11 protein-coding genes and 1 pseudogene are annotated in these 14,262 nt (G+C 58.4%); 9 read left to right on the top strand and 3 right to left on the bottom strand.

The window, feature by feature from the left end; translation table 11 throughout:
- Positions 1-80 (bottom strand): annotated as a pseudogene (locus YUU_RS62095) (transposase); the annotation flags it as partial.
- 1,006 nt (positions 81-1,086) lie between these two features.
- Here YUU_RS62095 and YUU_RS54205 point away from each other — a divergent pair.
- From YUU_RS54205 to YUU_RS0144065, 5 genes are all read left to right on the top strand, one after another.
- On the top strand, positions 1,087-1,962 hold the full coding sequence (locus tag YUU_RS54205; protein ID WP_084801957.1) for an SDR family NAD(P)-dependent oxidoreductase: 876 nt from the start codon (positions 1,087-1,089) through the stop codon (positions 1,960-1,962).
- Positions 1,963-2,032: 70 nt separating this feature from the next.
- Positions 2,033-3,232, top strand: a complete 1,200-nt coding sequence (locus YUU_RS0144080) for a Tm-1-like ATP-binding domain-containing protein (RefSeq protein WP_027527886.1) — start codon at positions 2,033-2,035, stop codon at positions 3,230-3,232.
- Between the two features lie 3 nt (positions 3,233-3,235).
- Entirely contained in the window at positions 3,236-4,096 is an 861-nt protein-coding gene (locus YUU_RS0144075) for a phosphoenolpyruvate hydrolase family protein (RefSeq protein ID WP_027527885.1), read from the top strand.
- Positions 4,097-4,123: 27 nt separating this feature from the next.
- Positions 4,124-4,564 carry an SRPBCC family protein gene (locus YUU_RS0144070; RefSeq protein WP_027527884.1) on the top strand — a complete coding sequence of 147 codons (441 nt, stop codon included), beginning with the start codon at positions 4,124-4,126 and terminating at the stop codon, positions 4,562-4,564.
- A 318-nt stretch (positions 4,565-4,882) separates the two neighbouring features.
- The gene (locus tag YUU_RS0144065) at positions 4,883-5,725 is read left to right on the top strand and encodes an SDR family NAD(P)-dependent oxidoreductase (RefSeq protein ID WP_051390250.1); all 843 of its coding nucleotides are present in this window, start codon (positions 4,883-4,885) and stop codon (positions 5,723-5,725) included.
- A gap of 692 nt (positions 5,726-6,417) precedes the next feature.
- Here YUU_RS0144065 and YUU_RS0144055 read toward each other — a convergent pair.
- Entirely contained in the window at positions 6,418-7,044 is a 627-nt protein-coding gene (locus YUU_RS0144055) for a cupin domain-containing protein (protein ID WP_027527881.1), read from the bottom strand.
- A gap of 1,111 nt (positions 7,045-8,155) precedes the next feature.
- On the opposite strand from YUU_RS0144055, the gene YUU_RS0144050 reads away from it, so the two are divergent.
- The 4 genes from YUU_RS0144050 to YUU_RS0144035 all read left to right on the top strand — a co-directional run bounded on the left by YUU_RS0144050 (position 8,156) and on the right by YUU_RS0144035 (position 11,770).
- On the top strand, positions 8,156-9,157 hold the full coding sequence (locus YUU_RS0144050; RefSeq protein WP_027527880.1) for a sterol desaturase family protein: 1,002 nt from the start codon (positions 8,156-8,158) through the stop codon (positions 9,155-9,157).
- A gap of 160 nt (positions 9,158-9,317) precedes the next feature.
- Positions 9,318-9,635: a Rieske 2Fe-2S domain-containing protein gene (locus tag YUU_RS0144045; RefSeq protein WP_027527879.1), complete on the top strand. Its 318-nt coding sequence runs from the start codon at positions 9,318-9,320 to the stop codon at positions 9,633-9,635.
- Positions 9,636-9,704: 69 nt separating this feature from the next.
- Positions 9,705-10,538 (top strand): sugar phosphate isomerase/epimerase, encoded by an 834-nt coding sequence (locus YUU_RS0144040; protein ID WP_027527878.1) that lies wholly within the window; start codon positions 9,705-9,707, stop codon positions 10,536-10,538.
- A 14-nt stretch (positions 10,539-10,552) separates the two neighbouring features.
- Positions 10,553-11,770: an NAD(P)/FAD-dependent oxidoreductase gene (locus YUU_RS0144035; RefSeq protein WP_035665049.1), complete on the top strand. Its 1,218-nt coding sequence runs from the start codon at positions 10,553-10,555 to the stop codon at positions 11,768-11,770.
- Between the two features lie 889 nt (positions 11,771-12,659).
- Here YUU_RS0144035 and YUU_RS0144020 read toward each other — a convergent pair.
- Entirely contained in the window at positions 12,660-14,174 is a 1,515-nt protein-coding gene (locus YUU_RS0144020; RefSeq protein ID WP_027527402.1) for an integrase, read from the bottom strand.
- Positions 14,175-14,262: the final 88 nt, after the last annotated feature.

The following is a 14,262-nucleotide window of genomic DNA, read 5'->3' as shown; positions in this document are numbered from 1 at the left end:
GATTGCTGCGTCGCCGGTGACAGATTGCGGACCGTCATGTCCTCGATCATGCGGCGGCGAAGTGGGCTGATCTCAGCCATCGGAAAACCTCCTGTCTGAAGGGTTGGGCTTCGAAAACCCGCAATCCTCTCAGACAGGAGGCAATCCTTGCTATGCCTCCCTACATGCCGCGACAGCGGCTTCGTTCAATCCACAAACGAAATTGCAGGGTTTTGGGGCCTCAAGGTCCCGATCCCTGCAATCTCAAATGCCGGCGCAACCGAAAAACAGACTCTCAATCAAGCGCTTGGACGCTGTTCACGGGCGACTAGCTCTGATGTAAGCCTCGCGACGGCTTACCCAGGCCCTGTAGAGCTCACAGAAGCGGCTATACCGGTGGCGATCCGATTCGCTGGCGATGTATTCCTCCCAGAGGATCGAAAGCGTCACACGCTTGCGCTTGAGCTCGCGGTGAATGGCCGTCCAGTCCGGCTCCGCGCGCTGCCGCCTCTGGCCTGGTTTGGCTCCGGCTCCTCGAGAATCGGATCCGCGACCTCGTCCGCAAACGGCCAGCTCAGCCCTGCCGCTTCGACCCGCCGGATCGTCAGCCGCACCGTTGAGGAGACGGCCCCGACCCGCCGCCCGATTTCCCGGATCGAAAGCCCCCGCCGCCTTTAGTTACATCACCTCGCGCACATGGCATATCGCAAGCCTCCCAATCGGCATCCGATCCACTCCTTTCAAAAGCCGAAAGGAAAGGACCTATCAGAGCCAGAAGAAGCCGCTTACTGGGGCTCCCGCCCTGTCGAGTCCTTCCAGTTTGAAATTCAGCGCTATGTAGTGTAAATTCGCTGAATTTCTGCTCTATTTAGCCACTTACGTCCCAGTTTTGTTGCGCGCTTTCTATTAAGAGAAGCTTGTCCGATTGCGGGATTGCAGGTGAACGTCGGTGTCCTAGGAGGCAAATACGCCCGAATGGCGCGCGGGCTTTACGCCAGGACCAAGGGGCAAACATTCGCTGGAGTAGCCCCGCTCACCTCAAGGCAAGCATTGGATAGCGTTGCGCTGCCATTCGGCTTGGCATTGCCAACAAGGGGTTTGTAGCGGGTGCGTGAAAATTCGCATCTTCGTGCAGGCTTGAATGTCAATCGGGGCCAGCTAGCAATCGCCGAATTGCTTGCGAAGGAAGGGGCGTCAGTGGTCGCAACCGATTTTGATCAGTCGGCGGGAGCCCAGGTCGTTGCTGACCTCACCAAGCAGGGCCACAAGGCGATGTTTCTGACCCAGGATGTAACGAGCGAGACGCGCTGGATGGAGGTCGCCTCCGAGATCGAGCACCGGTACGGGAGACTCAATGTGCTTGTTTCCAACGCAGGCATCGCGCTGGACGTGTCTATTGTTGACATGTCCCTTGTAGACTGGCGCCGGCAAATTGCAGTCAATCTTGACGGCGTATTCCTGTCAGTCAAATATTCTCTTCCACTGATGCGCATACGTCGTGGTGGCGGCTCGATAATTCTGATGTCGTCAATCGCGGGTCTGTCCGGAGTGAAGCGACTCGCCGGTTATTGCGCGACCAAGGGTGGGATACGATTATTTGCCAAAGCTGTAGCGCTAGAATGCGCGTCTGAAGGCATCCGAGTTAATTCGGTGCATCCCGGCACTATCGTCACTCCGATCCCTAAAAAACTATATGGCGCGGTTGCCGATCCAATAGAGTTAGGAAAGCGAGAGCCATTGGGTCGCGCAGGGCAGCCTATGGAAGTGGCTCAAGGTGTCTTGTATCTTGCCTCCGATGCATCGAGCTACGTGACTGGGACGGAGCTTGCCATCGATGGCGGCAGGTGTGCAGGCCCGTACTCGCGCAAGACTGATGCAAGGGTCGCTGCTACTGGCAGTAGCAACGCAACGCGAGACATCGAGCTGCAATCAGAGGGCGTCTCGTCTGGCCTTGGCACTGCCGACCCTTGCGAGCATTTCTAGTAGTGCCGCACCATACGATCGTCTTCGGTTTCACTCTCGGCGCACTGAAATTAGCAGGTTGATTATAATCATGTCGCGATGTGTTTACATTGCCGGAACTGCCGACACCAAAGGTGACGAGCTGTCCTACATCCGAGACATCGTGGCGACTGAAGGACTTGTTGCCCAGATCGTCGACTTGTCGACGTCGCCACACGCGATGTCAGTCGATATCGCTGCGGCCGACGTCGCAGGTCATCATCCAGGCGGTCCGTCGGCGGTCTTTACCGGTGACCGTGGCTCGGCCGTCAGTGCGATGGCGGACGCGTTTGTTCGCTTCATAACGAAGCGTGACGACGTCGCAGGCTTGATCGGCATCGGCGGTTCGGGCGGGACAGCCCTCATCGCGCCAGGCATGCGGGCGCTGCCTATCGGAACGCCGAAGCTCATGGTCTCAACTGTGGCGTCCGGCCAAGTTGCGGGTTATGTCGGGCCGAGCGACATCTGCATGATGTATTCAGTGACGGATCTCGCCGGGCTGAATCGCATTTCACGCACGATCCTCGCGAACGCGGCGCGCGCCATTGCCGGCATGGCCAAATCGGTCATCTTCCATGAGGAAGACCGCGCTGCCATCGGGTTGACAATGTTCGGCGTGACGACGAGATGCGTAAGCCAAGTCGTGACGGGACTCTCCAGTGGCTATGATTGCCTCGTGTTTCACGCAACCGGCACCGGTGGTCAGTCGATGGAGAAGTTGGCGGACTCCGGACTACTGTGTGGTGTCATTGATGTGACGACGACCGAGGTCTGCGATCTGTTGATGGGCGGCATTTTCCCGGCAAGCGATGATCGCTTCGGCGCCATCGCGCGTACCGGCGTGCCGTATGTCGGCTCCTGCGGCGCGCTCGATATGATTAATTTCGGCCCGCAGAACACTGTGCCGGACCATTACGCGGGTCGCCAGCTCTATCGTCACAATCCGCAAGTCACCTTGATGCGAACGACACGAGAAGAGAATGCCCGCATGGGTATCTGGATCGGCGAGCGACTGAATCGCTGTAACGGGCCGGTACGTCTTCTTATCCCTGAGAAGGGCGTTTCCGCCCTCGATGTTCTTGGTCAACCGTTCCACGACCCTGAGGCGGATGCGGCTCTATTCGATGCGATCGAGAACACCGTGGTCGTCACGCCGCATCGCCGTGTTCAACGACTGCCGTACGCGATCAACGATCCCGAATTCGCCGCGGCGCTGATCCACCATTTTCATGAAGTCGTCAAGGAAGTCTGAGCCATGCCTTATGTCGAACGAAACACTTTGCTGAGCCGCTTTCACAAGATGATCCGGGAAGGGCAGCCCATCATCGGCGGCGGCGCAGGCACAGGGTTGTCGGCCAAGGGCGAAGAGGCCGGAGGGATCGACCTCATTATAATTTACAACTCTGGCCGCTACCGGATGGCGGGCCGCGGCTCGCTCGCGGGCATTCTCGCGTACGGCAATGCCAACGAGATTGTGCGCGAGATGGCTTACGAGGTCCTGCCCGTCGTGCGCCACACGCCTGTGATCGCTGGGGTTAACGGCACAGACCCATTCATCCACTTCGATTGTTTTCTTGATGAGCTGAAGCAAATTGGGATTTCTGGCATTCAGAATTTCCCAACCGTCGGACTGATCGACGGGTCCTTTCGTGCCAATCTCGAAGAGACCGGCATGGGGTACAGCCTTGAAATCGATCTGGTTCGCCTCGCGCACGCCAAAGACATGCTTACAACGCCCTATGTGTTCGATCCGATGCAGGCGAAACACATGATCGAAGCCGGCGCCGATATCATCGTTGCGCACATGGGTTTGACAGTCGGTGGGGCGATCGGCGCAGAAACTGCGGTCAAGCTCGATGACTGTGTGGCGCAGATCAACGCGATCGCCGAAGCTGCGCTTGGGACTCGCAGCGACGCCATCATCCTTTGTCACGGCGGTCCAATTGCGACACCCGAGGATGCCAGTTACATTCTCGCCCGTTGCCCCCAATGTCATGGATTCTACGGCGCAAGCAGCATGGAGCGGCTGCCGGTCGAAACCGCACTTGCCGATCGGACTCGAAGCTTCAAACAGATTCACCGACACGCGGCCGCTCCGGGCATTACGAAACGCTAACTTTCACCGACATACCAGGAGCGACGGATGACCAAGGTCTATGTGAGCGGCATTATCGACCAGCCGGTCGAGAAGGTTTGGGCTTATGCCCGCGACTTCAACGGCCATGGCGAATGGCATCCGATCATCGCCGAAAGTCATATCGAAGACGGCAAGCCGAGTGATCAGGTCGGCTGCGTGCGCTGCTTCAAGGTATCCGACGGCGGGACTTTGCGCGAGCGCCTGCTATCGTTCAGCGATCTCGACCGCTCGTTCACCTATAGTATTATCGTCTCGCCGATGCCGATTCAGAATTACGTCGCGACGTTTCGCTGCAAGCCAATCACAGAGGGCAACAAGACATTCGTCGAGTGGTTTGCCGAGTTCGACGTTGCGCCGAAGAATGAATCCGAGATCTGCGAACGCGTTGGACGCAATACCTTTGCGACTGGTATCATATCCCTTGGAAAGGCTATTGCGGTACGGTGACGTACGCGAAAAGCGGGTTAGGCCTGAGGCACGTAATCTAGCTGATGGACGCACGGTTTACTTTTCGCTGGATACTCGCTTTCGATCGGGGGGCACCAGCTAAGGGCGTGCGGCGTGATCAGCAGGTCATGCCAGGAGGTCGTCATAATAGAAGTCCTTCAAGCACAGCTCGATAGGACTCTGAAGGTCGCTGCAGAGCACAACAAGGACGTCTACTGAGTTTCTGACAGAAAATTGACAAGCCCAGCCGACGTCGTGCCGCGCCGTCACACAACCATCACTCAGCAATTCGAATACTGAAGATACGGAAAGTTCAACATGGCAACCGCAAAAGACACCCCGATAACTAACACGTCAATGATGCGCTTCGTCGGTAAAGTCGCAGTCGTCACCGCCGGCGCTTCCGGAATCGGTGCGGCGGCGGCTCAGCGACTGCATGCGGAGGGCGCTTCGGTGGTGGTCGGCGACATCAATAGCGAAGGAATTGACAGGCTCGCCAAGGAATTCGGCGATCGATTTCTAGGTGTCCGCTGCGACGTAACGCAAGAACGCGAGGTCCATGCGCTTATGGGGGCGGCGATCGATCGCTTCGGACGCATCGATGTCGCCTGTTGCGTCACCGGCGGTGGAGGCCATGGAGGAATTTTGGAGACTGACGAGGTTTCGTGGAGGCGTTGCTTTGACCTCACCCTCACGAGTACCTTCTTTACGGTCAAGCATTCAGCGCGGCGCATGATCGACGCGAACCGCGGCGGCTCGATCGTCACGGTGTCATCGATATGCGCCCAGATACCGCAGGGCGCTGGATATTCCTCGGCGAAAGCCGGTGTCGAGATGTTCACAAAGGTTGCTGCCCTGGAACTAGGAGAACACGCAATTCGCGTCAACGCGGTTGCGCCCGGGCGGACCGCAACGTCCGCAACAGAGAAGACGGACTTCGTGGTCGGGCCCGCATGGGTAAACCAGACCCCACTAGGACGAATCGGCAGCCCAGAAGAAATTGCCGCCGCTATGGCGTTCCTCGCAAGTGACGAAGCGGGCTTCATCTCAGGAGCCAATCTCACCGTCGACGGTGCGTTCTCCACGTCGACTTTCAGCCACATCTATCCAAAACTCGCTCACCGACCTGCACTTGCTCATCAAATCGGCCAACCATTTTAGTGCCGAGTGTCTCAGGAGCGAGTCACTTTCATACATGGCGTACCAATAATTTGACATGCTCAAGGGAGGCATTTCTCGACGATAAAGGGCACGGGTCGCGATAATTTTCTCATCCGTTAATCGGATTGTTTGTGGCAGAGGCATACGAAGGCCCGCGGTAGAGCACACCGGATGCGTCACGTCAGCTTTCTCAGCCACGCGAGGATGCGGCGAACGTTATAGCCGATGGCATGACGTCGGCGGATTGCCCGCGCGGTCCTTGCGATAGGGGCCACCTACCAGGCTTCACCTGGCCGATCGAAAACTCGATGACGAATGGGCGTCCCAGCCTCCCCTTGGTGGCGCCGGGAAGGCCCCGTTTCTGGCCTGAGATGAAGACACGGCGTATGTCTTTCCGCGCCATGATCATGCTATCCCTAGTCGACAGCTCGCTCGATCGCACCTCCAATCGGTGTCTCGGCATAGTCAATGACGTGGCGCATGGTTTTTGGCCGTGGTAAGGACTATCCGGCAACGCCTTGGCCGGCGGCTCACACCGAGCGGAAAGACCAGCCCCGCCGCGCGCCCCTATTATGCGGAGGTGCCGATTGCTGCGCCGGCCACCAATTGCCTCCGATCACGCTTCGGACTGCGAGTTCTCAGCGCAGCCGGACAGACTCCTGGTCAAGGCATACCGCAATCGTACCACCGTCTTAGAGTCTCTCATGCTTGGGCCGTGCCTGGCCGTGTGTATGATTCCAGAGATGGCCGACGCGCTTCTCACCCTCGAGGGTTGTTTCGAAAAACACCGCTTTCACCGGCGCTGTGACGGAAGGCATGTCGTGATGATGGCCCATCCCGATCGGCACGCAGTCGCCGACGTTCACTGTCATGTGGCGGTCGCCGACCACCGTCGTGCAGCTACCCTCGAGAACAATCCAGTACTCGTCGCAATCGTGATAGTGCGAGTCGACCGATGTCGCCTTTGGATAGCTCACCGGATCGCCGACATGAGTCGGATCCTCCTGATTGCTCACACGGAAGATGCCGCATCCCGCTACATCGTCGCCCCACCTGCCGGACAGACGGACGATCTGTGCACGCGGAGAGTAGGCTTTCAGCGACCATTCATCGACTGGGAGATCGATAAACTGGTTTTCATTGAGCACGACTGAACCGCCGGAATAAACGAGCTGGATCGTGCCAAGAGTCATCAGTAGCCGCTCGCGTGATTGCGAGCGCCGGTAACGTGCGTTCTGATCTTTCGTAAGGTCGATGATCTCGAACGACCGTAACTCGCACCAGGCTGGCGGCGCTTGATCGGAACGAAAGACGGGCACAAGAGACCTCGCTGGAATGCAACAAGACGATGGTGCAACGGCTTTTGGTCGACGCCCAGGGTTCCGTTGCGGGTACGTCAGTTCAAGATAGCGGAATCGGCAAAGGTCGGCAATTTCGTGGAGCGGCTGGTGTAGATTGGAACTATTTGGGACGGAGAACGGAAGTTAAGCCGGGAGCGCTACGACGGGTGAGGCGCGGTTGCATCCGGCCGTCCGCCTGGCAGCGAGGTGAGGCGGGTTGCTGCTGGCAGCTTGGGCTGAGGCCCACCTGCCGTCGGATCTTTGTAGGTCATAGTGCATTTTTGAGAGAAAGCGAGGGATTTCATCGCTTCAATCGAATCCTCGAACGCTCCTTTCAGTCACCAGGATGATGGCCGCCGCTGCAGACCTGCACCACTCAAAATGGCAAACGATGTTTGGCAGCGGGAGACTCTCCTTGATGCAAGGGTCATCTTCCGCGTAGAAACGTGCCAGACGGCCCCATTGAATATCGAACATCGTGGACTGGATCCGACCATCATCGATTCATAGGATGACGATCACAGTTTCGGATAGCTAGTCGGTCTGTGGCAACGTCGCGATATTTCGACGTATCTACGTTCATACGGAGTGTGCCAAACTGAACCGTCGCAAAAGAATCGAGGCCTAATTTTGTACGAATCGTCCAACTTTTCGTCTTCAAAACATAAGCAGTTGCGTCAGCATTGAAGAATGAACCTCATCTTGCGAGCTTATCGCGTCCAGTGACGCCTGTCACGCACACGAGTCCAAATGAAGCTATCGAATGTCGTTGCGAAGCGGAGGCGCGAACTGACTCAGTTCCGTAGAATCATCGAAGAAGCAGCGCGCGATCTTACCAATTGCCGCGTGACATTTTTAGTTGCGGAGACTGATGAGCCCGCCTTTCGATCATATATAGTTATTGGGCCTGCCAACGCTGATCCTGCGAATTGTCCTCGCCGGATTGGGGCGACTTGTCCGCAGTTATGCTGGAAAAATGCAATGTTTCTTAAGATCAGCAGGAATTCTGTGTCGCATACGGGTAGAATCTTTGGCCTCCACCAAACAGCGCAAGACAGCTCTTGGGGGCAGGACAGTGTTGGAGAGAGACATGAACGACACCCTCTATGGGACGCGCGATAAAAGGGGGTACTGGACGCCCGATAGACGACCAAAGCGCGCCCCGATCTTCATCTGGCCGGCTCAGCCGAAGGCCATTTTGCTCTGGCTGTTTGGTTATTTGAAATATAACTTCGCCTTCGTCGCAATCTCGCTCGTCGCTTGGGTCTACTTGACCCCTTCAGTTGAAGCGATGCGGGAGTTCGGCGTTGGCTGGGTTTCGCTCATCCTCCTGCGGAATGCAGCGTTGGCGCTGTTGGTCTATGGCGGCTGGCATGCTTTGCTCTACATCCGGCGGCGCCAGCAGGCCGACTTCAAATACAACGCCAAGTGGCCCGATACGAACAGTTCAACGTTTCTGTTCGGAAGCCAGACCGCCGAGAATGTATTCTGGACAATGTGCAGCGGTGTGCCGGTGTGGACCGGGTATGAGGCGTTCACTTGGTGGATGTTCGCCAATGGCTATATCCCTTATGTCGAGTTCCGAGCGCACCCGGTCTACCTCATCGCGCTGCTGTCGCTGCTGCCGGTGTGGCATCAGCTGCACTTCTATGTGATCCACCGTCTGATCCATATGGGTCCGCTCTATCGCGTCATCCACAAGGTGCATCACAACAACGTCAATCCGGGTCCCTGGTCCGGTCTGTCGATGCACACGTTCGAGCACATCATATACTTCTCCAGCGTGCTGATCCATTTGCTCGTGCCCTCGAACCCGATGCTTGCAATTTTTCAGCTTATGCTTTCGGCGCTGTCGCCTGCGGACGGTCATCTCGGCTTCGATCGGATCGTGACGGCCAAAGAAAAACATATCGACACCAACAACTACTATCATTACCTGCACCACAGGTACTTCGAGGTGAACTATGGTTCTAGTCTGACGATCCCGCTGGACGAGTGGTTCGGTACGGCACATGACGGCTCGCAGGAAGCCGATGAGGCGATGTACAAGCGGATCAAAGCCCGGAAATATGCGCGCGGCCTATCGCATTGATCCTCACAAGCCTTAGCGGCAAATGCGGTTTTCTGCTTCTGCGTGCGCTGCGCACATTCTGGCAGCTGGCCGTCTGCCGGTGGGCGGCACCATAATCAGCCGCGGATCGCGCTCAATACGACGCGCCCATGTTCGACTGCCAAAATCAGAGGAAGCCAGCTTGAGTACAGGACAGTGGGTAGCGGCCTGCGCCGCTGATGCGTTGCAGCCCGAAGAGTTGCTCCGCTTCGATCACGGAGGACTCACGCTCGTGATCGCTCGCTCGCCGGAAGGTGGCTACTTCGCGATTGATGGCCACTGCTCCCATGAGAAAGTCCATCTCGCGGACGGCATTGTCGATGGCCATATTATCGAATGCCCTAAGCACTTCGGAACCTTCGACTACCGGACCGGCGAGGCACGCGCGCTGCCTGCATGCATCGACCTGCGCAGCTATGAGGTCAAGGTCGAGAGCGATACCGTCTTCGTCAAGATCTGACTTGGGCCAACAGCACGGGACAGCACAGTGTTGAGGCAGGGTCTACTCGTCCTACAGTCACTCTGGGCGATGGAACGGCGCCATCCCGACGGGATCGAGCGCTCCATCGATGATAACCTGAGGATGATCAAGGAAGCGGGGTTCGACGGTATCAGCGCGTCCTGCATCGATGCCGCAACGGTGGCCATGATTGCGCGTGCCCTCGATGGCACCGGTCTCGCGGTCGAGGGTATGTGCTTCCCGAAGACGGTCGATGACCTCAAAGCCGCGCTCGATTTGGGTGCGCAACTTGGCATCATGCATCTCAATGTCCAACCCAATGTCCGTCCCCGCCGCATCGCGGATTGCATCCCACTCCTGGAAGGATGGATCAGGTTAGCACAAGAAGCCGGTATGCCGATCTATTTCGAGACACATCGCAACAGAATGACGACAGACCTCCTGTTCACACTTGATCTCATCGATCGGATGCCTGAGATGCGCATTCTGGCTGATCTCTCGCACGTCCTGGTGGGCCGTGAGTTCTGGTATCCGATCTCTGACGAGGACGAAGAGCTCGTCCGCCATGTGCTCGATCGTACATGGGCATTCCACGGCCGTGTCGCATCCCGCGAACAGATCCAGGTTGAGATCACGTTCCCGCAGCACAAGATTTGGGTCGACCTGTTCCTTCGTTGGTGGGAGTACGGGTTTAGATGCTGGCGAAAGCGTGCGGCCGCGGATGCGATTCTTTCCTTCACGTGCGAACTTGGCCCACGGCCCTATGCAATCACCGATCGCCAAGGCAACGATACCACGGACCGCTGGCAAGAAGCTCTGTTGCTGAAGTCCTTGGTGCGGGATCTATTTGAGCGTACCGCAGTCGACGCGCAACTCTGTCTCGAACATGGTCGCGTCGCGTGAGCGACGAGCGCGCAATGGTGATCGTCGGAGCAGGCGAGGCCGGCACGGCCGCGGCAATCGCCCTGCGCGAGGGGGGCTGGCGGGGCCGGGTTGTCCTAATCGGCAACGAAAATATGCTACCATATGAGCGGCCGCCGCTCTCGAAGGCGATCTTGACGGAGGTGACGGACCCCGGACCCAAGTGGCTCGCCACGCCCGAGCGCCTGGCGGAGTTGCGCATCGACTATCTCCAAGGGCGGAACGTCGAACGGATAGATCGCGCGGCGCACACGGTGACGGTCTCGGACGGGGACCAACTGGCCTACGAACGACTGCTGCTAACTACCGGCGCGCGCCCCCGCAAATTGAGCATTCCGGCTTCCGCAGGAAGCAGAATAGCGACGCTGCGCACGTATGCGGACGCATTGGCTATCCGACGAATCATTGGCCGAGGGTGCAAGGTGGTCGTCATCGGCGGCGGCTTCATCGGGCTCGAAGTTGCAGCGAGTGCGGTATCGAGAGGCGCTTCGGTGACCGTGCTCGAAGCTGGCCCGCGGCTGCTGACACGGGCAGTCCCGGCGGCAATGGCCGATCTCATCAAGGCTAAGCACGAGCGTTCTGGCGTGCGCATTCAGACCAGCGCCATCGTCGAGCGAATCGACGAGAATGAAGGACGCTCCAAGGTCGTGCTGGCGGACCGCCGCACGCATCTCGCAGATATTGTGGTCGTTGGGGTCGGCGCCGTGCCGAACGTCGAACTAGCGCAGGCGGCAAGATTGGCCATCCACAACGGCATCGTTGTCGACGAGACGCTGACCACCTCAGATCCACACATCTTCGCAGCCGGCGACAGCTGTTCGTTCCCGCATCGTCTCTATGATGAGCGGATCAGGTTGGAGGCATGGCGGAACGCGCAGCGACAGGGCGCGGCAGCCGCAGCCAACATGCTCGGCGCGAACCGTCCTTACGAGGATGTACCTTGGTTCTGGTCGGATCAATACGACGAGACACTCCAAATCGCCGGTCGCTGTCGTCCAGAGGACGTCGCGGTAGCCAGGAGCCTCGGCGCGAAGGGCCAGCTCTTCTTCTATCTGACCCCCCGCGGACGCCTGGTCGCTGCGTGCGGCTTCGGTAGCCTTGGTGCGATCGCGAAGGAAATACGTTGGGCCGAGATAATGATCGGCAGGCGACTTGCTCCCAACCCTGAGGCGCTCGCAGACCCGACGGTTAATATCAAAACTTTGCTGGTCTAAGGCCGACCTAATACGACAAACAAATGCTCCGAGTGGCTTGAAATAACGCTTCTGCGGAGCAGGGCTCGCTGCCGACTCAAATCTGCGGAAGCGATACTGGCGCAGGGTGAAGAAGCTCCTCTCGAGCAATCACTTGTCGATTTTGCGGCACGCTGATCGAGCCCTGGATTCAAAGAAGAGCCTCAAGCCCAAGGACGTCGGGCGCACCGACAGTGCGAGGCGGCGGGCACAATGACAAGCATGGCCAAGCTACCTGCCCCCTTGACAACTGCTGCGGCGGACGTTGCCAAGATCGACACAACATATAGTCAAGACGTTACTCCGTTACTCCTTTCGCATTTCAATTAGGAACAGTTGCGCAGACCGCATGACGGTTCGCCTGAAGCCAACGAGGCGATGTACAAGCGACTGAAGGCTAAAAAGTACGCGCGCGGCGCATAGCATTGTTTGTTCCGATGGCGGGCGGTGTGTGTCCCCATACGGCACGGGCGGCGTGCATGCTGCCATCTGGCTTTCTGCCGTCGGCATCGCCAGCATTAGCCGGAGATCGCCCCGCATCATCATGGCGGGAGCTATCGACACCAAAATAGAGGAAGCCAGGTCGACTAACGAAAGAGAGTGGGTGGCGGCCTGCGCCGACGATGCTTTGGAGCCCGAAGAGGCGCTCCGCTTCGATCACGGAGGGTGTTTGTGCTTGTTCGCTCGCCGGAAGGTGACTACTGCCGCGCGGCAATTTGGGTGGAAGCCCGTATTGCCTCACCTATCGATACTCCCGAGTGCAATCGGTTGCCTCATTTATTTTGCTCCCGGCTTGGGTTGAGGAGGAGGCCGGGTGCGGAGATGGCCGGGGTTTCGGAGCGCCCGGCCTCCTCCGCTTGCACCTGGCACATCATGGGGTTGTTGTGACCTCAAGCCCCGGCTGCGTTTTCTCCGTAGGAACGAACAATAACGCGTTCGCTTGCTCGCTGCGCCAGGATTTAAGCCGACGTTGAAGCGTTCGAAGAAGCTTGTTCGGATAGGCTCCAGGATATTCCACCTGCAACCGGGAGAGCAGTTCGCTACCAGTCCGCCAGGGCTCGGCTTCAAACCATTTTCGCAAATCTAGCGTTGCCCGGATGAGCGGGTCAGGACGACGCCGGCCTCTTTTCGCTTTCACGATTGGCCGATCCGTCGGTCGCATAGCTCCGTCCTTCCAGGCGGTTCGTAGGCTTGCCAGGAAGAGATCGATCGATGGCGATGCCGCAGCAGGATGGGCGATTGGCTGGGTATCTGCGAGCGCCGCGAGGCGTTCCTGCGGGCTGCGGATGTCGCGCAACAACGCGACCGGGTCGAGAGCGGCATAGAGTTCTTGGAGATGGTGGCGAACCGCGTCGGGCGTGCTGGCGTCGGCGGCCAAACGCTGGTGTGGCGTTGCCGGCGCGCTGTATGTCTTGCGCACACGAGCACCGTCGCGCTGCTTGGCCATCAATTTGAACGAGGGTTGGAAGAAGTTCACGAACAGCCGCGCCGATCGATAGAGTTCAGCCAGTAGCTTGGCCGCTTCCAAGCCCTCAAACCGACGATAGCCGACCATCCTGCGCACGACGGCGCCGTTCTTCTGCTCGACGAACGCCTGGTCGTTCTTCCGGTAGGGCCGGCAACGCGTGAAGACGATGTTGGCCGCATCGCAGTAGGCTTTCAGCGTCTCATTCATGAACACCGTATCATTGTCCGTATCGAGGCCGACCAACGCAAAGGGCAATTGTTTGCGCAATTCCGTCAACACTGTGCTCAACAGCGTTTGTTCGCGCACGATCAGAGGAGCACACTCCGTCCAGCCGGTAGCAATGTCGGTGAGCACGAGGGTCTGGATGAAGCTGCCGCGCGCCGATGGACCGCTATGCGCTACAAGGTCAGCCTCGACGAACCCCGGCGCCGGATCGTTCCAATCTGCCGACGTCCGTATTGGAATACTGCGACGCAACGAGTGCGTCGCGTGCCGCCGGCGCTTGCGACCTAGTCCTTCTCGGACCCGGGCCAATGCGCGGTCGATCGTCGCAGCGCTCATTGCCAAAAGTTTGTCGCGGATCTCGGGGGCAAGGCCGAGGTGGCCGTGCCGTTCCATCGCCTCAATCAGCGCAGGCATTAACGCCTTCAGCCGCTTCCCGCAAATCCGGTCTGACGCCTCCCAAAGGAGCACGAGCGCGTTGTGTTCTGCCTCATTATAGACCCGGCGTCGCGCCCGCCGGCCTGGGCCTGCCTCTTGCTGACCTCGAAGAATCCGCATCGCATGCTTGCGATGGAATCCGGTGATGTCGACGAACTCGTCCAATATCCGCGACTTCTTCGCGCGATCCGACGTCCGATAGCGCGCGCCTGCCGCCGCCGTCAGTTCCTTCCGCGTCGCCATGCTTAGCCGCCCCACCTTCGCCCCCGCTCATTCCCGATCCAAGGGAGCAATTTACGTGAGGCAACGGCTTAGCATCCGGTAATAATTAAGGTGAGGCAATGCG

The organism is Bradyrhizobium sp. Ec3.3 (genome assembly GCF_000472925.1).
Lineage (GTDB): Bacteria > Pseudomonadota > Alphaproteobacteria > Rhizobiales > Xanthobacteraceae > Bradyrhizobium.
Note: the sequence above shows the minus strand (reverse complement) of the source record. Positions and strands in the feature narration are given on the sequence as shown.

Excerpts from the sequence above, each read along its gene's own strand:
- YUU_RS0144080 (WP_027527886.1), top strand. The coding sequence starts at position 2,033 with ATGTCGCGATGTGTTTACATTGCCGGAACTGCCGACACCAAAGGTGAC.
- YUU_RS0144065 (WP_051390250.1), top strand. The coding sequence starts at position 4,883 with ATGGCAACCGCAAAAGACACCCCGATAACTAACACGTCAATGATGCGC.
- YUU_RS0144075 (WP_027527885.1), top strand. The coding sequence starts at position 3,236 with ATGCCTTATGTCGAACGAAACACTTTGCTGAGCCGCTTTCACAAGATG.
- YUU_RS0144035 (WP_035665049.1), top strand. The coding sequence starts at position 10,553 with ATGGTGATCGTCGGAGCAGGCGAGGCCGGCACGGCCGCGGCAATCGCC.
- YUU_RS0144050 (WP_027527880.1), top strand. The coding sequence starts at position 8,156 with ATGAACGACACCCTCTATGGGACGCGCGATAAAAGGGGGTACTGGACG.
- YUU_RS0144070 (WP_027527884.1), top strand. The coding sequence starts at position 4,124 with ATGACCAAGGTCTATGTGAGCGGCATTATCGACCAGCCGGTCGAGAAG.
- YUU_RS0144040 (WP_027527878.1), top strand. The coding sequence starts at position 9,705 with ATGGAACGGCGCCATCCCGACGGGATCGAGCGCTCCATCGATGATAAC.